The 20,896-nt window shown below is 65.6% G+C and carries 17 protein-coding genes and 1 pseudogene; 14 read left to right on the top strand and 4 right to left on the bottom strand.

All coding sequences use genetic code 11. The features are described 5' to 3' along the window. Positions 1-23 precede the first annotated feature (23 nt). The 4 genes from maiA to CK498_RS23435 all read right to left on the bottom strand — a co-directional run bounded on the left by maiA (position 24) and on the right by CK498_RS23435 (position 3,603). The gene (maiA, locus tag CK498_RS23450; RefSeq protein ID WP_095623268.1) at positions 24-668 is read right to left on the bottom strand and encodes a maleylacetoacetate isomerase; all 645 of its coding nucleotides are present in this window, start codon (positions 666-668) and stop codon (positions 24-26) included. Between the two features lie 19 nt (positions 669-687). Next, positions 688-1,722, bottom strand: coding sequence for a fumarylacetoacetate hydrolase family protein (locus CK498_RS23445; protein WP_095623267.1), 1,035 nt, complete (start codon positions 1,720-1,722; stop codon positions 688-690). Positions 1,723-1,750: 28 nt separating this feature from the next. Further along, on the bottom strand, positions 1,751-3,064 hold the full coding sequence (gene hmgA, locus CK498_RS23440) for a homogentisate 1,2-dioxygenase (RefSeq protein WP_095623266.1): 1,314 nt from the start codon (positions 3,062-3,064) through the stop codon (positions 1,751-1,753). Positions 3,065-3,132: 68 nt separating this feature from the next. Then, entirely contained in the window at positions 3,133-3,603 is a 471-nt protein-coding gene (locus tag CK498_RS23435; RefSeq protein WP_176475888.1) for a MarR family winged helix-turn-helix transcriptional regulator, read from the bottom strand. Between the two features lie 294 nt (positions 3,604-3,897). On the opposite strand from CK498_RS23435, the pseudogene CK498_RS23430 reads away from it, so the two are divergent. From CK498_RS23430 to urtE, 14 genes and pseudogenes are all read left to right on the top strand, one after another. Further along, positions 3,898-5,357, top strand: a pseudogene (locus CK498_RS23430) (sodium-dependent transporter). 141 nt (positions 5,358-5,498) lie between these two features. Continuing rightward, positions 5,499-6,365, top strand: coding sequence for a uroporphyrinogen-III C-methyltransferase (cobA, locus tag CK498_RS23425; protein ID WP_217987845.1), 867 nt, complete (start codon positions 5,499-5,501; stop codon positions 6,363-6,365). 31 nt (positions 6,366-6,396) lie between these two features. Further along, positions 6,397-6,819: a septal ring lytic transglycosylase RlpA family protein gene (locus CK498_RS23420; RefSeq protein ID WP_229359193.1), complete on the top strand. Its 423-nt coding sequence runs from the start codon at positions 6,397-6,399 to the stop codon at positions 6,817-6,819. 8 nt (positions 6,820-6,827) lie between these two features. After that, positions 6,828-8,549, top strand: coding sequence for an ATP-binding protein (locus tag CK498_RS23415; RefSeq protein ID WP_095623262.1), 1,722 nt, complete (start codon positions 6,828-6,830; stop codon positions 8,547-8,549). A 46-nt stretch (positions 8,550-8,595) separates the two neighbouring features. Then, positions 8,596-9,336, top strand: coding sequence for a response regulator (locus tag CK498_RS23410; RefSeq protein WP_095623261.1), 741 nt, complete (start codon positions 8,596-8,598; stop codon positions 9,334-9,336). Positions 9,337-9,523: 187 nt separating this feature from the next. Then, positions 9,524-10,522 carry a Bug family tripartite tricarboxylate transporter substrate binding protein gene (locus CK498_RS23405; protein ID WP_095623260.1) on the top strand — a complete coding sequence of 333 codons (999 nt, stop codon included), beginning with the start codon at positions 9,524-9,526 and terminating at the stop codon, positions 10,520-10,522. Positions 10,523-10,627: 105 nt separating this feature from the next. Then, positions 10,628-11,110, top strand: a complete 483-nt coding sequence (locus tag CK498_RS23400; protein WP_095623259.1) for a tripartite tricarboxylate transporter TctB family protein — start codon at positions 10,628-10,630, stop codon at positions 11,108-11,110. Positions 11,111-11,144: 34 nt separating this feature from the next. Further along, on the top strand, positions 11,145-12,641 hold the full coding sequence (locus tag CK498_RS23395; protein ID WP_095623258.1) for a tripartite tricarboxylate transporter permease: 1,497 nt from the start codon (positions 11,145-11,147) through the stop codon (positions 12,639-12,641). 184 nt (positions 12,642-12,825) lie between these two features. After that, positions 12,826-14,628, top strand: coding sequence for an acyl-CoA dehydrogenase C-terminal domain-containing protein (locus CK498_RS23390; protein ID WP_095623257.1), 1,803 nt, complete (start codon positions 12,826-12,828; stop codon positions 14,626-14,628). 410 nt (positions 14,629-15,038) lie between these two features. After that, positions 15,039-16,328 carry an urea ABC transporter substrate-binding protein gene (gene urtA / locus CK498_RS23385; protein ID WP_095623301.1) on the top strand — a complete coding sequence of 430 codons (1,290 nt, stop codon included), beginning with the start codon at positions 15,039-15,041 and terminating at the stop codon, positions 16,326-16,328. Between the two features lie 193 nt (positions 16,329-16,521). Further along, the gene (urtB, locus tag CK498_RS23380; RefSeq protein WP_217987847.1) at positions 16,522-18,087 is read left to right on the top strand and encodes an urea ABC transporter permease subunit UrtB; all 1,566 of its coding nucleotides are present in this window, start codon (positions 16,522-16,524) and stop codon (positions 18,085-18,087) included. Between the two features lie 5 nt (positions 18,088-18,092). Further along, the gene (gene urtC / locus CK498_RS23375) at positions 18,093-19,211 is read left to right on the top strand and encodes an urea ABC transporter permease subunit UrtC (protein ID WP_095623255.1); all 1,119 of its coding nucleotides are present in this window, start codon (positions 18,093-18,095) and stop codon (positions 19,209-19,211) included. Continuing rightward, positions 19,208-20,041 carry an urea ABC transporter ATP-binding protein UrtD gene (gene urtD / locus CK498_RS23370; RefSeq protein ID WP_095623254.1) on the top strand — a complete coding sequence of 278 codons (834 nt, stop codon included), beginning with the start codon at positions 19,208-19,210 and terminating at the stop codon, positions 20,039-20,041. Before urtC ends, urtD begins: the two co-directional genes overlap by 4 nt. Continuing rightward, positions 20,041-20,739, top strand: coding sequence for an urea ABC transporter ATP-binding subunit UrtE (gene urtE, locus CK498_RS23365; RefSeq protein ID WP_095623253.1), 699 nt, complete (start codon positions 20,041-20,043; stop codon positions 20,737-20,739). The genes urtD and urtE overlap by 1 nt, the downstream gene beginning before the upstream one ends. Positions 20,740-20,896 lie beyond the last annotated feature (157 nt).

Here is a 20,896-nt window from a genome sequence, read left to right as displayed (position 1 = left end):
CGGCGCCGTGTCGGTAGGGGGAGTTAGCGTGCGTCGGGCTGCGCCGCCGGCGCGGCCTGCTCAAAGGCGGGCAGGGCACGGCAGTTGGCGACGATATACTGGATGCGTGGGTAGTCGCCGAGGTCGCAGTCGAAGCGTTCGGCATTGAACACCTGGGGCACCAGGCAGGCGTCGGCAAGGGTCGGGCAGTCGCCGTGGCAGAAGTCGCCGCTGCCCGCCGCGCGGGAGAGCTGGGCCTCCAGCGCGCTGAAGCCCTCGGCGATCCAGTGGCGGTACCAGGCCAGCTTGGCTGCGTCGCTGGCGCCCAGCTCATCCACCAGGTACCTGAGCACGCGCAGGTTGTTGAGCGGATGCATCTCGCAGGCGATCAGCTGCGCCAGGGCGCGCACCCGCGCCCGTCCGGCGGGGTCCGCCGGCAGCAGTGGCGGGGTCGGATGGCACTCCTCCAGGTACTCGCAGATCGCCAGTGATTGGGTCAGCTGGACCCCGTCATCGGTCTCGAGCACCGGCACCAGCCCCTGGGGGTTGCGGGCGAGGCTCTCCTCAGAGCGCTGCCCACCCTTGACCAGGTCGACCGGCACCTGGTCGTAGGCCAGCCCCTTGAGGTTGAGGACGATGCGCACCCGGTAGGCCGCCGAGGAGCGGTAGTAGCCGTATAGCGTGGTCATGCTTGCCTCTCCTGGCCGCTCACTTGGGCTGATACTTTACCACCTGCTGGTCGATGGCGCCGAAGATGCTGTGGCCGTGGCGGTCGAACATCTCGATGCGCACCCTGTCGCCGAAGCGCATGAAGGGCGTCTTGATCTCATCGAACAGGATCTTCTCGACCATGCGCACCTCGGCCAGGCAGCTGTAGCCGACACCACCGTCGGCGATCGGCTTGCCAGGGCCGCCGTCGGGGTCGGGGTTGGACACGGTGCCCGAACCGACGATGGCGCCGGCACCCAGGTGGCGGGTCCTGGCGGCGTGAGCCACCAGCTCGGGGAAGCCGAAGATCATGTCCGGCCCGGCCTCGGGCTCGCCGAACTTCTCGCCGTTGAGGTGCACGCTCAGCGGTAGGTGCACGCGGCCGTCCTGCCAGGCGTCGCCCAGTTCGTCGGGGGTCACGCACACCGGCGAGAAGCTCGAGGCCGGCTTGGCCTGGAAGAAGCCGAAGCCTTTGGCCAGCTCGCCGGGGATCAATCCACGCAGGCTGACGTCGTTGACCAGCATGATCAGCTTGATATGGCCGGCGGCCTGCTGCGGCGTTACCGCCATGGGCACGTCGTCGGTGATCACCGCGATCTCACCCTCGAAGTCGATGCCGTGCTCCTCGCTGAGCGCTGCGATGTCCTCATGCGGGGCGAGGAAGACGTCGCCGCCGCCCTGATACATCAGCGGGTCGCTCCACAAGCTCTCGGGGAGTTCGGCGCCGCGCGCCTGGCGTACCAGCTTGACGTGGTTGAGATAGGCCGAGCCATCGGCCCAGTGGTAGCTGCGCGGCAGCGGCGAGTGCAGCTCGCGTGTGTCGAGATCGAAGGCGCCCATGGCGCTGCCGGCGTTGAGCTCGGCGTAGCGCTGCTCGAGCCGAGGGCTGACAGCGTCCCAGTCCTCGAGGGCCTGCTGCAGGGTGTCGGCGATATCGCTGGCGCTGACGGCCTGGCGCAGATCGCGGGACACGATCACCAGTTCGCCGTCGCGGCGCTGCTGCTTGGGGTCGAGCTTGAGGGTGGCGAGTTTCATCGTCGTGGAATCCTTGTCGTCAGGGGAATCAGGGCCGCTCGTCGTCGAAGTGGGAGCGCAGCGTCGACCAGACATCGACGTAGTCGCGCTGGCGGAAGTTGGCGTCGCGTGCGCCGGGCACGGTCTGGAACGGATAGCGGCTCTCGAACATAAAGGCCAGGGTGGCGGCCTGATAGTGGGGCTTGAGATCGGCGCTGGAGGCCTTGTCGAATGTTTCGGCATCCGGCCCATGGGGCGACATGCAGTTGTGCAGGCTGGCGCCGCCGGGCACGAAGCCTTCGGCCTTGGCGTCGTACTCGCCATGGATCAGGCCCATGAACTCGCTCATCAGGTTGCGATGGAAGTAGGGCGGGCGGAAGGTGTTCTCGGCCACCATCCAGCGCGGCGGGAAGATCACGAAGTCGATATTGGCCACGCCCGCGGTGTCCGAGGGCGAGGTCAGCACGGTGAAGATCGATGGGTCGGGGTGGTCGAAGCTCACCGTGTTGATGGTGTTGAAGTGGGCCAGGTCGTACTTGTAGGGCGCGTAGTTGCCGTGCCAGGCGACCACGTCAAGCGGCGAGTGGTCGAGCTGGGTCACCCACAGCCGGCCGGCGAAACGCACCAGCAGCTCGAACTCGCCCGCCACGTCTTCATAGGCGGCGGGCGGGGTCAGGAAGTCGCGGGGGTTGGCCAGGCCGTTGGCGCCGAGCGGGCCAAGTCCGGGCAGCTCGAAGGGGGCGCCGTAGTTCTCGCACACATAGCCGCGTGCCGCCTCGCTGCCCTCGGCCAGCCGCACCTGGCATTTGACGCCGCGCGGTATCACCGCGATCTCGCCGCAGCCCACCTCGAGCACGCCCATCTCGGTGCGCACCACCAGATCGCCAAGCTGCGGCACGATCAGCAGCTCACCATCGGCGTCGTAGAAGAAGCGCTGCATGCTGCGGTTGCAGGCGTAGACGTGCACGCCACAGCCGGCTTGGCCTTGAGCATCGCCGTTGATGCCGATGGTGGTCAGGCCGTCAATGAAATCGCTGGGCTCAGTGGGCAGCGGCAGCGGGTCCCAGCGCATCTGGTTGGGATCGGCCAGCGCCGAGGCGTCGGGGGCGGTCACCCAGCGTGGATGGTCGAGCGGGCGGTAGGCGCTCTGCACCACCGAGGGGCGAATACGGTATAGCCAGCTGCGCAGGTTGTGGCCGCGCGGCGCGGTGAAGGCCGAGCCGGTCAGCTGTTCGGCATACAGGCCGTAGGCGCAGCGCTGCGGCGAGTTCTGGCCCTCGGGGAGGGCGCCGGGCAGCGCCTCGCTCGAGACGTGATTGCGAAAGCCGCAGTGGTACGACGGCACGGCATGCTGGGATGGCATGGCGAATCTCCTGACTAGACTTATTTTGTTTCATTTGAAACTAAATCTAGCCGGAGGCCTGGGTCGGGTCAAGCCTCGACCAGTTGATCCAGGCGTGCATCGAGCTTGTTGAGCAGCCGGAACAGGTCACGATATTCGGCGCCGCTGAGTGCGTCGACCAGCTCGCCCTCCCACGCCAGGGCCAGTGGGATCGCCTCGGCCATCAGTGCCTGTCCCGCCTCGGTGAGGCTCAGGCGCATGCTGCGCTGGTCGCGGTGGGTGCGCTGGCGGGCCAGCAGTTGGCGCTCGCCCAGCGACTTGACGGCCCGCGAGACCCGCGCCTTGTCCATGTCGGTGAGCTCGCAGATCTGGCTGGCGGTTAGGCTGCTGCGCTGATGCAGCCATGCCAGGATGCGCCACTCGGCGATGCTGAGTTCGAACTCGCGGGCGTAGATCTGCGCCAACGACTGGCTGATGCGCTCGGCGAGATGGGCCAGGCGATAGGGCAGGAACTGCTCCAGCTGCAGCTCGGGCGGCGGCGATGAGGGGGCGTGGCTCACGGCAAGTATCCTGTGTCGTGTCGTTCGAGTCGTGCCCCAGTGTAACCGAGGAAGCGCGGGATGGTGCTCGGGTGCAGGTGTCAGGTTTTCGTGACGATTTTCTGGCGAGGCAAGGGTGACAGGCGACGATCAGCGCTTGTCGGGGGCGCTTCACGCAGCATATCGTTTCAAAAGAAACGTTATTTTATGCCGTTCATGACGTTTTATCTGGTCAATGACGATGATGTCTGGCGCTTCGGTAGCGAATCGTTCGGTAATCGCCGACAATAACAAGCTTCCTCGAAAGGTTTGGCAATGACGACAAGACAACAACCCAAGAATCTCTGGCTCGGCCGCTGGGGTTCGTGCTCGCCGCCACCGGCTCCGCGGTGGGCCTCGGCAATATCTGGAAATTTCCCTATATCGTTGGCGAATTTGGCGGTGGCGCCTTCGTGCTGGTGTACCTGGCCTGCATCCTGGCGGTGGGGGTGCCGATCATGATGGCCGAGATCGCTTTTGGCCGGCGCGGACGCGGCAGTCCCATCGACGCCATCCGGCGCGTCACCCGCGAGTCGGGACACGGGCGGCTGTGGTCGCTGGTGGGCTGGATGGCGATGCTGGCGGGGTTCATGATCCTCTCCTTCTACGTGGTGGTGGCCGGCTGGTCGTTCTCCTATCTGTGGAAGATGCTCAGCGGCTCGCTGGGCGGGTCGAGCGTCGACGACATGGTGGCGATCTTCGTCGCCAACAACGAGAACCCCTTCAACCTCGGCCTATGGAGCACGCTGGTGGTGGTGTTGACCATGCTGATCGTCAGCAAGGGGGTCCAGGCCGGCATCGAGCGCAGCGTCAGCTGGATGATGCCGGGCATGGTGATCATGCTGGCGATCCTGATCGGCTACGGCGTCTTCTCCGGCGGCTTCGGCGCGGCGGTCGCCTTCCTGTTCTCCTTCAACGCCGAAGGCCTCTCCAGCGAGGGCATGCTGGCGGCCCTGGGGCACGCCTTCTTCACCCTGTCGCTGGCCTCCGGGGCGATCCTCACCTACGGCGCCTATCTGCCCGACCGCAGCTCGATTGCCCGCACCACCTTCAGCGTGGCGGCCGCCGATACCGTGGTGGCGCTGATGGCCGGCCTGGCGATCTTCCCGATCATCTTCGCCAACGGCATGGATCCCGGCGAGGGGCCGGGGTTGATCTTCATGAGCCTGCCGCTGGCCTTCCAGTCGATGCCGCTGGGCACGCTGTTCGGCGTCCTGTTCTTCGTGATGCTGTCGATGGCGGCACTGACCTCGTCGATCTCGATGATCGAGGCCACCGTGGCCTGGCTCAACGAGAGCAAGGGGATCGCGCGCAAGCACGCCGCCTGGGGCGTGGGCATCGTGCTGTGGCTGGTCAGCAGCTTGGCGATGCTGTCGTTCAACTGGGGCGCCGACTGGACCCTGGCGGGGCGCAACGCCTTCGACTGGCTCGACTACCTGACCTCGCGCTGGATGATGCCGCTGGGTGGCCTGGCGATGGCGCTGATGGCCGGCTTCCTGCTGCGCCACGAGATATTCAAGGCCGAGCTCGGCCTGTCCGATACCCAGCACGCGCTGTGGCTGTTCATGATTCGCTACGTCAGCCCGCTGGGGATCCTGCTGATCTTCGTCGATGCGCTGGGCATCGCGACCCTGCATCTGGCGTCGCAGTGGCCGTGGCTGCTGGCCCTGCTGGCGCTGGTGGTGGTCATCGGTGAGGTGGCGAGCCCGCGCCTGCGGCGTCCGCGCGGCGCCTGACCTCGCCTGCAGCGCTAGTCACTGCCCTGTCGGCCTCGGCCGGCGGGGCAGTATCGTGTGTCCGACAGGCTGGCGGCGCCTGCCATGATGCTCTAAACTTCGGCATATCTGTTGTCTCTTTTATTCCTTTTGGTTCTTATGATGGCCTCTTATCCCTCGCTAACCGCCGATGTCGGCCTGGCCAATCGCCGTGACTTTCCGCGCGGTCAGGTTGCTCTGGTGGGCGCCGGTCCGGGCGATCCCGAGCTGCTGACGCTCAAGGCGCTCAAGCGGCTGCAACTCGCCGAGGTAATCCTGCATGACCGACTGGTCAGCGAGGAGATCCTGGCCATGGCTAATCCCCAGGCCCAGCGATGCTACGTCGGCAAGGCGCGTTCGCAGCACAGTGTGCCTCAGGAGGGCATCAACCAGGCGCTGGTGGACTGGGCGCACCAGGGCAAGCGCGTAGTGCGCCTCAAGGGCGGCGATCCGTTCATCTTCGGCCGCGGCGGCGAAGAACTCGAAACCCTGGCGGCGGCTGGCGTGGACTTCGAGGTGATCCCCGGGGTCACCGCAGCAGCGGGCTGTGGCGCCTATGCCGGTATTCCGCTGACTCACCGCGACCATGCCCAATCGGTGCGCTTCATCACCGGTCATCTGCAGAACGGCAGCTGCGAGCTGGACTGGGCGACCCTGGCCCACCCCGGACAGACCCTGGTGTTCTACATGGGGCTGGGAGGGCTGCCGATCATCAGCGCGGCGCTGCGCGCCCATGGCCTGGCCGACGACACTCCCCTGGCGCTGATCGAGCAGGGCACCACGGCTCGCCAGCGGGTGCATGTTGGCACCCTGCGGCACTTGCCCGCGGACGTTGCGGCGGGCACTATCAAGCCGCCGACCTTGATCATCGTCGGCCAGGTAGTGGCGCTGCATGCGCGCCTGGCGTGGTTCGACCCGCGCGGGGCCGGCAGCGGTGGCTGGCAGGAGGGTAAGCACCCCACCCCCGAGGCCAACGCCGACAGCGCCTGAGTGCGACTTTGTCAGAGGTAGGCCGCTCGACATGCATGGACTTCCCACGCGCCTTGCCGCCCGCGGGTCAGTGCGGTTAATGGTACTATGTGCGCTGCTGTCGCTGGCCGTGCTGCTCGCTGGCTGCGCTAGCCGCGAGGCGTCGCGCCAGTCGGGCGCTGGCGTGGCCACCGAGGAGGGCATCGCCTCCTACTATGCCGACCGTTACCACGGTCGCCAGACCGCTAGCGGCGAGCGTTTCGATCAGCGGGCGCTTACTGCGGCGCATCCCAGCCTGCCGTTCGGTACCCGCGTGCGCGTCACCCATCTCGACAACGGCCGCGAAACGGTGGTGCGCATCAACGATCGTGGCCCCTTCGTGCGTGGCCGTATCATCGACCTGTCGCGGCGCGCCGCCGAGGAGCTCGACATGCTACGCAGCGGTGTCGCGCCGGTGCGCGTCAGCGCCGAGTGAGGCCCCGTATGCGCACTACCCGTCCTGACGTCATCGCCGAAGTCGCCCGCTGGCGGCGCCGCAGCCGCCGTGGGCTCAAGCTGCGCAGTTTCCGGCTGCAGGTGATGCTGCTGGTGGGCGCGCTGCTGGCCGGCATGCTGCTGGCCCAGGGCGCCTACCTCAATCACCGCAAGGCCGAGATCATCGCCGACCAGATCGGCCAGCGGGCGCTGTCGGTGGCGCTCTCGGTGGCCAGCATCCCGGCCGTGATCGAGGCCTTCAACGACGACGATCCCAGTGCCACCATCCAGCCCATCGCCGAGCGCATCCGCCGCGAGACCGGGGCCCGTTACGTGGTGGTCGGCGACGAGGAAGGCATTCGCTATTCCCACCCGCTGGAGGAGCGGCTCGGCTTGTCGATGGTCGGTGGCGACAACGATCGTGCGCTGATCCACGGCGAGTCCTACGTCTCCGAGGCCACCGGCTCGCTGGGCGAGGCGATTCGCGGCAAGACGCCGGTATTCGACGCCGAGGGCAATATCGTCGGCATCGTCTCGGTAGGCTTCATGCTCGATCGCGTGGAGCTGGATGTCATCGAACATACCAACCTCGGCTGGATGCTGGTGGCACTCATGATCGTGTTCGGCTTCGCCGGCGCCTATGGTCTGTCGCGCCACCTCAAGCGCGTGATCCTGGGGCTCGAGCCTCACGAGATCGCACGCCTGGCGATGGAGAAGGAGGCCATCCTGCAGTCGATCCACGAGGGCATCCTGGCGGTCAACCACGAGGGGCAGATCACCCTGCTCAACCAGCAGGGGCGACGCTTTCTCGACCTGCCCAGCGAGCGTGAGGTGCTCGGCCAGCCGGTCCAGGAGGTGGTGCCCAACTCGCGGCTGATGGAGGTGCTCGACAGTGGCGAACGCCAGTTCGACCAGGAGATGTGGCTGGGCGATCATCCGGTGGTGGTCAACCGCGTGCCGGTGATGCACGAAGGTGAGGTCGAGGGGGCGGTGGCGACCTTCCGCAGCCGGCGCGAGATCGTCGACCTGTCCCAGGCGCTGAGCGCGGTGACCCGCGACGTCGACATGCTGCGTGCCCAGGCCCATGAGTTTTCCAACAAGTTGTATACCATCTCCGGCCTGCTGCAGCTCGACCGGGTCAAGGAGGCGCTGGCGCTGATTCATCAGGAGAGCGAGCGGGCTCAGGCGCAGATGGCGTTTCTGATGGCCCACGTCGCCGACCCGGTCCTCAGTGGTACCCTGATGGGCAAGCTGACCCGCGCCCGCGAGCTGGGCGTGCAGCTCGAGATCGACGAACAGAGCTCGCTCGGCGAGCCGCTGACGCTGCACGGTCAGGAGGTGCTGATGACGGTGATCGGCAATCTGCTCGACAACGCCTGCTATGCCGCAGTGCAGGGCATCGGCACACCCAGCGCGGCTGGCCTCGATGCCGACGCTGGCCCGCGCCAGCCGCGGGTGCGGCTTTTCTTCACCGATCTCGGCGACCAGCTGCTGATCGAGGTCGAGGACAACGGCCCCGGCGTGCCGCCCGAGCAGGTCGAATCGATCTTCAGCGAGGGCTTCTCGACCAAGCCCGGCAAGCATCGCGGTATCGGCCTGGCGCTGGTCAGCCGGCTATGCGAGGAGAACGGCGGCGCCATCACCCTGGAGGACAGCGAGCTGGGTGGTGCCGGTTTCACCGTGGTGCTCGACAAGACACTGTGCCGTGCGACCAGCGTCAGCGATGCCTGAGCACGGCAACAACACGCCAGCAACGCATACAACAATAGGGAAACAGATGAGCGAACCCGTGTATGGGATCCTGATCGTCGAGGACGATTTTCGCATCGCCGATATCAACCGCGCCTTCATCGAGCGGAGCGATGGCTTCGAGGTGGTCGGCATGGCCAAGACCGGCGCCGAGGCGATGGCGATTCTCGCCCGCGACGCGAGCAGCATTCATCTGGTGCTGCTGGATGCCTATATCCCCGACGTCGAGGGTCTCGAACTGCTGTGGGAGATGCGTCGTCGTCACGCGCATCTCGACATCGTGATGATCACCGCCGCCAAGGAGGTCGAAACCATCGCCGAGGCGCTGCGTGGTGGTGTCTTCGACTACCTGATAAAGCCCACCGAAGGTGCGCGCATGGCGCAGATGCTGCATCGTTTTCGCCAGGAGCGTGCCGCGCTGGACCACAAGGCCGAGATGAGCCAGGAGGAGCTCGACCGCACCCTGGGGCGCATGCGCGCGAGTACCGAAAAGGCTCCCGCCGCCAGCCGCACGGCACTGCCCAAGGGCATCGACCGCCTGACGCTGGGAGCGGTAGTGGGTGCCCTGCGTGAGGAGGCCGGCCCGCTAACCGCCATGCAGCTGGCTACTCTGATCGGCGCCAGTCGCTCCACGGCGCGGCGTTACCTGGAATTTCTGGTATCGGTGGACGTGGCGCGTGCCGAACTGGGCTATGGTGATGTAGGCAGGCCGGAGCGCCGCTACCGGTTGGTGGGCAGTGCCGATGAGTGGTTGGGCGAGGGCGGATGAGGGACGGCACTCGTCCTGCAATACTTCGGCGTGAACATAATGAGCAGAATGCCGCTAATGCGCTTTTTATCGTTTATCGCCACAAGCTTGTCGGCCCGAATCACCTTGCACTAGGGTGCAGGACGAGACGTATCGAGGCACCGCAAGCGTGCCGATAACAACCAAAGCAATTGAAGTGGAGAACGCCATGACCGCCAAGCTTACCCGTCTATCCTTCCTGGCCCTGCCGCTGGCCGCGACCATGGCCTTCGGCGCCGCCACGGCCCAGGCCGACGACTGGCAGCCGACCAGCTCGGTAGAGTTCATCGCCCCGGCCAATCCGGGGGGCGGCTGGGATACCCTGGTGCGCACCTCCTCGCGGGTGATCCAGGAAGAGGGCCTCGCCGAGGAAAACTACGCGGCGATCAACACCCCGGGCGGCGGCGGTGCCGTGGCCTGGGCGCAGATTGCCCGCGACGACGGCAACCCGCACAAGATCTTCGCCACCAGCCCGCCGATCATCTTGGTCCCGCTGGCCGGCACCTCGCGCTACGATCACACCGACTTCACGCCGATCGCGCGCCTGATCACCGACTACTCCATCGTGCTGGTTCCGGCCGACTCCGAATACCAGAGTCTCAACGACCTGATCGAAGCCATGGCAGCGGACACCAGCCTCAGCGTCGGCGGCGGTAGCGCGCCGGGCTCCATGGACCACATCTCTATGGCTGGCATGGCCTCGGCAGCAGGTCTCAATGCCTCGGACGTCAACTACATCCCGTTCTCTGGCGGTGGTGAAGCGATGACCAATCTGATGGGCGGCCACGTCGAAGCGGTCATCACCGGTGCCGGCGAAGCCGCAGGCCAGCTGGGCGAGGGCAGCGATATCCGTGCGCTGGGCGTCTCCGCGCCGGAGCGCCTGGGTGGTGCCCTGGCCGACATCCCGACCTACCTCGAACAGGACATCGACTACACCTTCGATATCTGGCGCGGCGTGATGGGCACCCCGAACATGCCGGAAGAGGCGGTGGCCTACTACGAGAACCTCTTCGCCGAGATGCTCGAGACCGATGGCTGGGCCGACGCCCGCGACCAGTTGGGCTGGCTCGATGCCTATCAGAATAGCGAAGAGTTCGGCGATTTCCTCGACGCGCAGAAAGAGCAGTTCAGCGAAGTGCTGAGCGAGCTGGGCCTGCTCGGCGACTAAGTCGACCACCCAGCGCTGTTGCGGCGTGGGCCTCGCTAGCGAGGCCCACGCGTTCTTGAATGTGACACTTGAACCCGCCTTCATAGGGTTCGGGGTAGACTCCTCATGACACGACTCAACGTAAACCAGATCCTGGCGCTGTGCCTGGCACTGGTGGCAGTAGGCTACCTGGCCATGGCCTGGCAGATCCCCAACTTCCCGCTGCCGCGCCCGGTCGATTCCGACCTGTTCCCCAAGGTGCTGGGCTTCACGCTGCTTGGCCTCTCACTGCTGCTGTTCCTTGAAAAACCCAAGGCACAGGACATACCCGACGAGCTCGACCCCAATGAACAGGCCCAGCCGCTGCTGCTGCGTCCTTGGTCGCGGGTGGTGATCACCTCGCTGGCCATCGTGCTCTACGCGCTGCTGTTGGCACCCATCGGGTTCGTTGTCGCTTCCACCACGCTCTCCTTCGGGCTGGCCTGGTACTACGGCTACCGTCGCCACGGGGTCAACATGGCGGTATCGCTTGGCGTCGTGCTGGCGCTGTATCTGACCATGACCAAGGTCATGGATGTCTATCTGCCGACGGGCATTCTGCCGCTCTGAGCCGACGTCAACGTCACGTGAGAGAGATACTTCCATGGAAGCCTTCAATAACCTGATGTACGGCTTCGGCATTGCGCTGGAGCCCATGAACATCGCCTACGTCTTCTTCGGGGTGTTTGCTGGTACCATCATCGGCATGTTGCCCGGCCTCGGGCCGATCAGTGCGCTGGCGCTGATGATCCCGATCACCTTCGCCATGGAGCCGTCATCGGGCCTGATCCTGATGGCCGGCGTCTACTATGGCGCAATCTTCGGCGGCTCGACGTCGTCGATCCTGCTCAACGCGCCGGGCGTCGCCGGCACCGTGGCCACCTCCTTCGACGGCTACCCGCTGGCCAAGCAGGGCATGGCCGGCAAGGCGCTGGCAATCGCGGCCTACTCCTCTTTCATCGGCGGCACGGTGTCGATCGTCTTCCTGATGCTGGTGGCGCCGCTGCTCGGCAAGGTGGCAGTGAGCTTCGGTCCCGCCGAGTATTTCGCGCTGATGGTGCTGGGCCTCACCGCGGTGGTCTCGCTGTCCGACAAGTCGCTGGTCAAGGGCCTGATCGCCGCGGTGGTCGGGGTGATGATCTCGATCATCGGCATCGACCTGCAGACCGGCACCGAGCGCTACACCTTCGGTGCCGCCCACCTGCTCGACGGCATCGACTTCCTGGTCGTGGCGCTGGGTATCTTCGCCCTGGCCGAGGTCTTCTACATGCTGCTGCGCGGCGGTGGGGGCAAGGAGCAGCCGCGCAATGCCATCGGTTCGCTCAAGCTCACCGGCCGCGAGTGTCGCGACATCGCCGCGCCGATCGGGCGTAGCTCGATCCTGGGCTTCTTCACCGGCGTGCTGCCGGGGGCCGGCGCCACCATCGGCTCGTTCCTGGGCTACAGCATGGAGAAGCGCCTGGCCAAGGACGGTGACACCTTCGGCAAGGGCAACATCAAGGGCGTGGCGGCGCCGGAGGCGGCCAACAACGCCGCCTGTACCGGCTCCTTCGTGCCGCTGCTGACCCTCGGCGTACCCGGCTCGGGCACCACCGCGGTACTGCTGGGGGCGCTGCTGGTGATGGGCGTGACCCCCGGGCCGGCGATGATCGAGAGCCGTCCGGATGTGTTCTGGGGCGTGATCGCCAGCATGTACATCGGCAACATCTTCCTGCTGGTGCTCAACCTGCCGCTGATTCCGCTGATCGCCAAGATCCTCGATATGCCGCGTCCGCTGCTGTTGGCGCTGATCCTGATCTTCTGCATGATCGGCGTCTACGGCATGAGCTTCAGCGTCTTCGACCTGCTGCTGCTGCTGGGCTTCGGCCTGCTGGGGCTCGGCATGCGGCTGTTCGGTTTCCCCGCGGCACCGCTGATCCTGGCACTGATCCTGGGCGCCATCATGGAGGAGTCGATGCGTCGCGCGCTGCAGATCTCCGGCGGCGACTGGTCGATCTTCATCGACAAGCCGATCTCGATGTGGCTGCTGATCATCGCGGTGCTGTCGCTGGCTCTGCCGCTGGTCAAGAAGGCCATTGCCGGAGTACGCGCTCAGGCCTGAGACGTGGTCCTTCAGGAGCTACGCGGGGGCGTCGGCACAGCCGGCGCCCCCGCGCTGCTATTGGCGGTCTACGCCCAAGGTCGCTATGACAGCCCGTAGGTGACTGGTCTAGAATTCAAGCAATCGTTTGAATTTTGGTGGTTGCCGCGATAGACGGTGACCGCCGCCGACCAGGAGAGACACCATGGCCTTTTACCGGGCACCACTGACCGACATGCGTTTCGTCCTCAACGAGGTGCTGGAAGCACCTATGATGTGGGCAGCGATGCCGGCTACCGCCGAGTTCGGTGCCGAGCTCGCCGATGCCATCCTCGAGGAGGGGGCACGGGTCACCGAGGCCGAACTGTTCCCGCTCAACCAGACGGGGGATGCCGAGGGCTGCCATCTCAAGGACGGCGAGGTGAGCACGCCTGCCGGTTTCAAGGCGGCCTGCAAGACCCTCGCCGAGGGCGGCTGGCTGGGACTTGGCGGCAATCCCGACTACGACGGACAGGGCCTGCCCAAGATGCTCACGGTGGCCTTCGAGGAGATGCTCTACGCCACCAACGCCAGCTTCGCGCTCTATCCAGCGCTCAACAATGGCGCCACCCTGCTGCTCGACCAGTACGCCCCGGACCCCATCAAGCAGATCTACCTGCCGCCCATGCACCGCGGCGAGTGGCTGGGCACCATGTGCCTTACAGAGCCCCACTGCGGCACTGACCTGGGGCTGATCAAGACCCGCGCCGAGCCGCTCGCAGACGACCGCTACGCGATTACCGGCAGCAAGATCTGGATCACCGGCGGCGAGCACGACATGGTCGACAACATCGTCCACCTGGTACTGGCCAAACTGCCCGATGCGCCTGCCGGCTCCCGGGGCATCTCGGTATTCCTGGTGCCCAAGTTCAAGGTCAATGCCGACGGCACCCTCGGCGAGCGCAACGCGCTGAGCTGCGGCGGCCTCGAGCACAAGATGGGCATCAAGGGCAGTGCCACCTGCGTGATGAACTTCGACGGCGCCGAGGGCATCCTGATCGGCGAGCCGCACCAGGGCCTGGCGACCATGTTCACCATGATGAACTACGAGCGCCTGTCGATCGGCATCCAGGGGCTCGGTCTCGGCGAAGTGGCCTACCAGAGCGCCATGGACTTCGCTCGTGAACGTCTGCAGAGTCGTGCCCCGAGCGTCCCGGCGGCCCCCGACAAGCCCGCGGACCCCATTTTGGTGCATCCCGATGTCCGCCGCATGGCGCTCAATACCCGCGCCTGGAACGAGGGCGGCCGAGCCTTCGCCGCCTTCGTCGGCAGCCAGCTCGACTGCGTCAAGTTTCATCCCGATGCCGCGGCGCGTGAGCAGGCCGCCGACCTGGTGGCGCTGCTGACGCCAATAGCCAAGGCATTTCTCACCGACCGCGGCTTCGCGGCCACCGTCGAGGCGCAGCAGCTCTACGGCGGCAACGGCTACTGCGTGGAGTGGGGCGCCGAGCAGTACGTGCGCGATGCGCGCATCGCGATGATCTACGAGGGCACCAACGGTATACAGGCCATGGACCTGGTGGGGCGTAAGCTATTTCGCAATCGTGGCGCCTACGTCGAGCGCTTCGCCGCGGTGATGCGCGCCGACCTGGCCAGCGAGGCCAGCGATACCCTGGCGCCGTTCCAGCGCGCCTGTGAGCAGGAGCTGGCGCGTCTCGAGGCGGTCACTGCCGCGCTACTGGAGCGCGCTGATGGCCACCCCGAGGAGCTCGGCGCCGCGGCCCACGATTACCTGCAGCTGTTCGGCCACGTTACCTATGCCTGGATGTGGTGGAAGATGGCCCGTGCCGCCGAGCATGGCCTGCGCCAGGATGGCCCGGCCGGGGCGGCGTTCTATCAGGCCAAGCTCAGCGTGGGTCGCCACTTCATTGCCCGCATGCTGCCGCATACCCTGGCCCTCGAGCAGCAGATCCATGCCGGGGCCGAGCCATTGATGGCCCTCGACGAGGCCGCCTTCTATCCCGACTGAGTGCCGCCGGCCCTGATGCAAGCCAGCCGCCCGTTGGGCGGCCGGCTTGTTTTACGCACGCTGCACCGTGTGGGTGCGCGCTGTTTCATCATTTTGGCGCATTGCACTGGTGCGCGCCCCATGCATTGCACGCTAATGGTGCGCTGGGCGTCGATGACGCCTCAACCTATTATTCTCAACTGATTGAAATGGCTAACAAACCAGGGCCTCTTGTCGGCGCTGGCATAACCCTTGCGATATCTCCTATGCGATAGCCACGCGCGGTACCCGCTGCGGGCTGACGCGACGCTGGACACAACGCCGCAGTGCGGGCCAGGCGCCCGCGACGGCGTATAACAACCAGATTCCGCAAGGAGAATCTCGTGAACGCACCCAAGGCATCCTTTACTCCCCGTCGTCTCATCGCCGCCATGCTGGCGGCGGGCACCCTGACCGGCGCCGGCCAGGCGCTGGCCGACGATCCGATCAAGGTCGGTATCCTCCACTCGCTGTCGGGCACCATGGCGATCAGTGAAACGGTGCTCAAGGACACCGTCGAAATGCTTATCGAGCAGCAAAACGAGCAGGGCGGCCTGCTGGGTCGTGAGCTCGAGGCAGTGGTAGTCGATCCCGCCTCCAACTGGCCGCTGTTCGCCGAGCGCGCTCGCGAACTGCTGGCTCAGGAAGAGGTCGACGTGGTCTTCGGCAACTGGACGTCTGTCTCGCGCAAGGCGGTGCTGCCGGTGTTCGAGGAGCTCAACGGCCTGCTGTTCTATCCGGTGCAGTACGAGGGCGAGGAGTCCTCCGAGAACGTTTTCTACACCGGCGCGGCACCCAACCAGCAGTCGATTCCCGCCGTCAACTACCTGCATGATCAGGTCGGCGTGGAGCGCTGGGTGCTGGCGGGGACCGACTATGTCTTTCCGCGTACCACCAATCGCATTCTCGAGGCCTACTTGAAGGATGAGTTCGGGGTGGCCGACGAAGACATCATGATCAACTACACCCCCTTCGGCCACTCCGACTGGCAGAACATCGTCTCCGACATCCGTCGCTTCGGCAGCGAAGGCAAGAAGACCGCGGTGGTCTCGACCATCAACGGCGATGCCAATGTGCCGTTCTACACCGAACTCGCCAACCAGGGCGTTGATGCTGCGGATATCCCGGTGGTGGCCTTCTCGGTGGGCGAGCAGGAACTGACCGGGATCGACACCGCTCCGCTGGTCGGTCATCTGGCGGCCTGGAACTACTTCATGAGTGTCGATACCGATGAGAACTACGACTTCATCGACGCCTGGATCGACTACACCGGCGACGAGGAGGCGGTGACCAACGATCCCATGGAGGCCCACTACATCGGCTTCAACATGTGGGCCGAGGCGGTACGCAAGGCCGGTACCACCGATGTCGACGCGGTCAAGGACGCCATCATTGGCGTGACGGTGCCCAATCTTACCGGCGGCTATGCGGCGATGATGCCCAACCACCACATTACCAAGCCGGTGTTGATCGGTGAGATCCAGGACAACGGCCAGTTCGACATCGTCTGGCAGACGCCCTCCACCGTGGCCGGTGATGCATGGTCCGACTATCTGCCGGGCTCGCGCGACCTGATTGCCGACTGGCGCGCGCCGATGCGCTGCGGCAACTTCAACGTGTCCACCGGTTCCTGTGGTGGCAGCACCGCGGCCGAAGAAGCCGAAGCTGCCCTGGCCGAGTAAGTCCTACGCTCTCCGCCGCCCCTCGGGGCGGCGGAACGGTACGCCATCTCCTTTGACTTCATTCCAGAGGAAAAGCCCGATGAGGAATTTCCCGTGGCCCTGGCCGACGCTGGCCGAGGCCGGCCGTTGCCGTGCCCAGTGGTGGGCGCGGCGCTGGCTCCAGGCGTTGCTGGCGGGCCTGCTGGCCCTGCTGATGCTGATCCTGCCCCCCGCCATTGCCCATGCCCAGGACGCCGAGCGCGACACCGCGGCCCTTGAACTGCTCGAAGCACTGGACGTCGACAGCTTCCCGGCCAAGGGCGAAGCCATCGATGCCATCGTCGCCAGCGAAGATGACCGGGCCCGCTACTGGCTGCAGTCGCTGCTCGACGGCCGCCTGCAGCGCGCTGATGACGGTCGCTTCGTGGTGGTGCTCGACAACACGGGCCGCGACTGGCCGGTGGAAGATGCCTTGAACGGTGAGGCGCTCGGCGAGATGTCGCGCCGCGAGCTGGATCGTATCGGTATCAACAATGCGCTGCGCAACCAGCTGCGCAGCGCCATCGCGGTGGTCGACCTTTACGCGGCCGACCTCGAGCTGCGCCGCGCCTCGGCGGAGCGTCTGCTCGGCGAGGTCGACTCAGAGCTGGCCGAGCCCATCGCGGCCGTAATCGATGAGGAAGCGGATTCCCGGGTGCGCCAGCGCCTGACCCTGGCGTTGGCCATTCATCGTCTCGAACAGGGCGAGGTCGAGGCGGTCGAGACCCTGCAGGGCAGCCTGCATTCTCGGGTGCGTGTGGCGCTCAATCGTGCGGCCAGCAGCGACGACCCGCTGCTGGCTGCCGCCGCCCAGGAGGCGGTCAACAGCATCGAACAGAATCTGCGCATCAACCGTGGCCTCGAGACGCTCTACTTCGGGCTGAGTCTCGGCTCGGTGCTGGTGCTGGCAGCGATTGGCCTGGCCATCACCTTTGGCGTAATGGGGGTCATCAACATGGCCCATGGCGAGCTGATCATGCTCGGCGCCTACACCACCTGGGCGATGCAGCAGCTACTGCCGGGCCAGCCAGGGCTGGCGCTGATCCTGGCGATACCCGCAGGCTTCATGGTCGCAGCCCTGGCTGGCATCGCCATCGAGCGCGGCGTGATCCAGTTTCTCAAGGGGCGGCCGTTGGAAACGCTGCTGGCGACCTTCGGCATCAGCCTGATTCTCCAGCAGCTGGTGCGCACGGCGATTTCCCCTCAGAACCGCACCGTGGTGACGCCGGAGTGGATGAGTGGCTCGCTGGTCGTCAACGATGCTCTGTCGCTGACCCTCAATCGCATGTACGTGCTGGGCTTTACCCTGGTGGTATTCGCCGCCCTGATGTTGATCATGCGCCGTACCCGGCTCGGCCTGGAGGTGCGTGCGGTGACCCAGAACCGGGCCATGGCGCGCTCCATGGGCATCCGCGCGACCCGCGTCGATATCATGACCTTCGCGCTGGGCTCCGGTGTCGCCGGGCTCGCCGGCGTGGCGCTGTCGCAGCTCACCAATGTCGGCCCCAACCTGGGCCAGAACTACATCATCGACTCCTTCATGGTGGTGGTGTTCGGCGGCGTGGGTAACCTCTGGGGCACCCTGGTCGCCGGCCTGTCGCTGGGCGTGATCAACCAGATTCTCGAGCCCTGGGCAGGTGCCGTGCTGGCCAAGATCATCGTGCTGGTGTTCATCATCCTGTTCATTCAGAAGCGCCCCCGCGGACTCTTTCCGCAAAAGGGCCGTGCGGCGGAGGGCTGATCGCGATGTGGTTAACGCAACCGTTCAATGAGCGCTCGACCCAGCTATTCCTCGGCGTACTGCTGGCGGCGATGACGCTGGTCACGCTGCTGCATCTGGTGGTGCCGGCGGGGCATCCGCTCCACGTCAACGCCTATACCGTCAACCTGTTCGGCAAGTACCTCAGCTATGCGCTGCTGGCGGTGGCGGTGGATCTGGTGTGGGGTTACCTGGGGATCCTCAGCCTCGGCCACGGCGCCTTCTTCGCCCTCGGCGGCTATGCCATGGGCATGTACCTGATGCGCCAGATCGGCGACCGTGGGGTCTACGGGCATCCCGAACTGCCGGATTTCATGGTCTTCCTCAACTGGGAGAGCCTGCCGTGGTACTGGCAGGGGTTCGACATGGCCTGGTTCGCTTTCATCATGGTGCTGCTGGCGCCGGGGGCGCTGGCGCTGGTGTTCGGCTTCCTGGCGTTCCGTTCGCGGGTTACCGGGGTCTATCTGTCGATCATCACCCAGGCGCTGACCTTCGCCCTGATGCTGGCCTTCTTCCGCAACGAGATGGGCTTCGGCGGTAATAATGGACTGACCGATTTTCGCGATATTCTCGGCTACAACCTGAGGAGCGATGCCACTCGGCTGGGGCTGTTCCTGGCCACCGGGGTGGCCCTGGCGGTGGGTTATGTGGTGTGTCGCGCCATCGTCGGCAGCAAGCTCGGCCGCGTCTGCGTGGCGACCCGCGATGCCGAGGCGCGCACGCGGTTCATCGGTTACCGGGTCGAACGCTTCCAGCTGTTCGTATTCGTGGTCTCGGCGATGCTTGCCGGCCTTGCCGGCGCACTCTATGTGCCTCAGGTGGGTATCATCAACCCCAGCGAGTTTTCGCCGATCTTCTCCATCGAGATCGTACTGTGGGTTGCACTGGGTGGTCGTGCCACGCTGTACGGCGCGGTGATTGGGGCGATCCTGGTCAACTACGCCAAGACGGTATTCACCGGCGTCATGCCGGATGCCTGGCTGTTCGCCCTCGGCGCGATGTTCGTGCTGGTCACGGTGTTCCTGCCCAAGGGCGTGGCCGGACTGCTCGCCTATCGTTTCAAGCGGCGTCGCAATGACGCCGACGCCCAGGAGGTGACCCCATGAGCCTGATCAAGTCGCTATCCCAGCGCGATCGCGTGTTCGACTTCATGGCCCCCGCCGAGTCGCCAGTCGACGTACGTCACGGGCCGATTCTCTACATGGAGGACGTCACGGTCAGCTTCGATGGCTTCAAGGCCATCAACGACCTCAGCCTGACCGTCGACGATGGCGAACTGCGCTGCATCATCGGCCCCAACGGCGCCGGCAAGACCACCATGATGGACATCATCACCGGCAAGACTCGCCCCGATCAGGGCCAGGTGTGGTTCGGTACCCGCCACAACCTGCTGACCATGAACGAGCCCGAGATCGCCACCCTGGGCATCGGTCGCAAGTTCCAGAAGCCCACGGTGTTCGAGGCGCTGTCGGTGTTCGAGAACCTCGAGCTGGCCATGACCGCCGACAAGCGTGTGCTGCCGACTCTGTTTGCGCGCCTCGACGGCCCGGCGCGGGAGCGTATCGACGAAGTGCTGGAAATGACCGGCCTTGCCGAGCAGCGCCGGCGGCCGGCCGGGGTCCTCTCCCACGGCCAGAAGCAGTGGTTGGAGATCGGCATGCTACTGATGCAGCGCCCGCGGCTGCTGCTGGTCGACGAGCCGGTGGCGGGCATGACCGAGCAGGAGATGGAGCGCACGGCGGAACTGCTTACCGGCCTGGCTGGCAAGCAGTCGGTGGTGGTGGTGGAGCACGATATGGGCTTCGTGCGCTCGATTGCGCGCAAGGTCACGGTGCTGCATCAGGGCAGCGTACTGGCCGAGGGCAGCATGGACGAAGTGCAGAATGACCCGCGGGTAATCGAGGTCTACCTCGGTGAAAGCGAGGAGGCCGCCTGATGCTCAAGGTCGACAAGCTCAATCAGTACTACGGTGAGAGCCATACCCTGTGGGACCTGACCCTCGAGGTGCCGGCCGGTGAGTGCACCTGCGTGATGGGCCGCAACGGGGTGGGCAAGACCACCCTGCTCAAGTGCGTGATGGGCGAGGAGCGGGTGGCCGACGGCAGCCTGCGCTTCGCCGATGACATCGAGCTGACCCGCAAGCGGGTCGAGGAGCGCTCGCGGCTGGGCATCGGTTACGTGCCCCAGGGGCGGCAGATATTTCCGCTGCTGAGCGTCGAGGAGAACCTGCGTACCGGCCTCGCTGCGCGCAGCGACGGCAAGCGCAGCATTCCCGAACGCATCTATGAGCTGTTCCCGGTGCTCCAGGAGATGCGCCACCGGCGCGGCGGCGATCTCTCCGGCGGCCAGCAGCAGCAGCTGGCCATCGGCCGAGCGCTGGTGATCGAGCCGAGGATGTTGATCCTCGACGAGCCGGGGGAGGGCATTCAGCCCAATATCGTCGCTCAGATCGGCGAGGTCATCCGCACCCTGATCGATGAGGACGGCCTGACCGTGCTGCTGGTGGAGCAGAAGCTGCCCTTCGCCCGCAAGTACGCCGACCGCTTCGTGATCATGGATCGCGGCCGCCACGTGGCCAAGGGGCCCATCGCCGAGCTCTCCGACGAACTGATCAAGCAGCATCTGACGGTCTAGGTTCGGCAGCGCCCAGCACCCGCCCGGTGGTTAGTCGCTTGGCGGGTTTTGCCCTCTGGTGGTGCGCTCTGCTCTCAAGGTGCGCCAATGTGGTGCGAAGATATTCCGATGGGGCGCTTATATGGTGCATTAGGTCAGCGGCGACGCTTTTGTATAC

It is taken from the genome of Halomonas salipaludis (genome assembly GCF_002286975.1).
Taxonomy (GTDB): Bacteria; Pseudomonadota; Gammaproteobacteria; order Pseudomonadales; family Halomonadaceae; genus Franzmannia; species Franzmannia salipaludis.
This window is presented reverse-complemented; position numbering and strand designations above follow the sequence as displayed.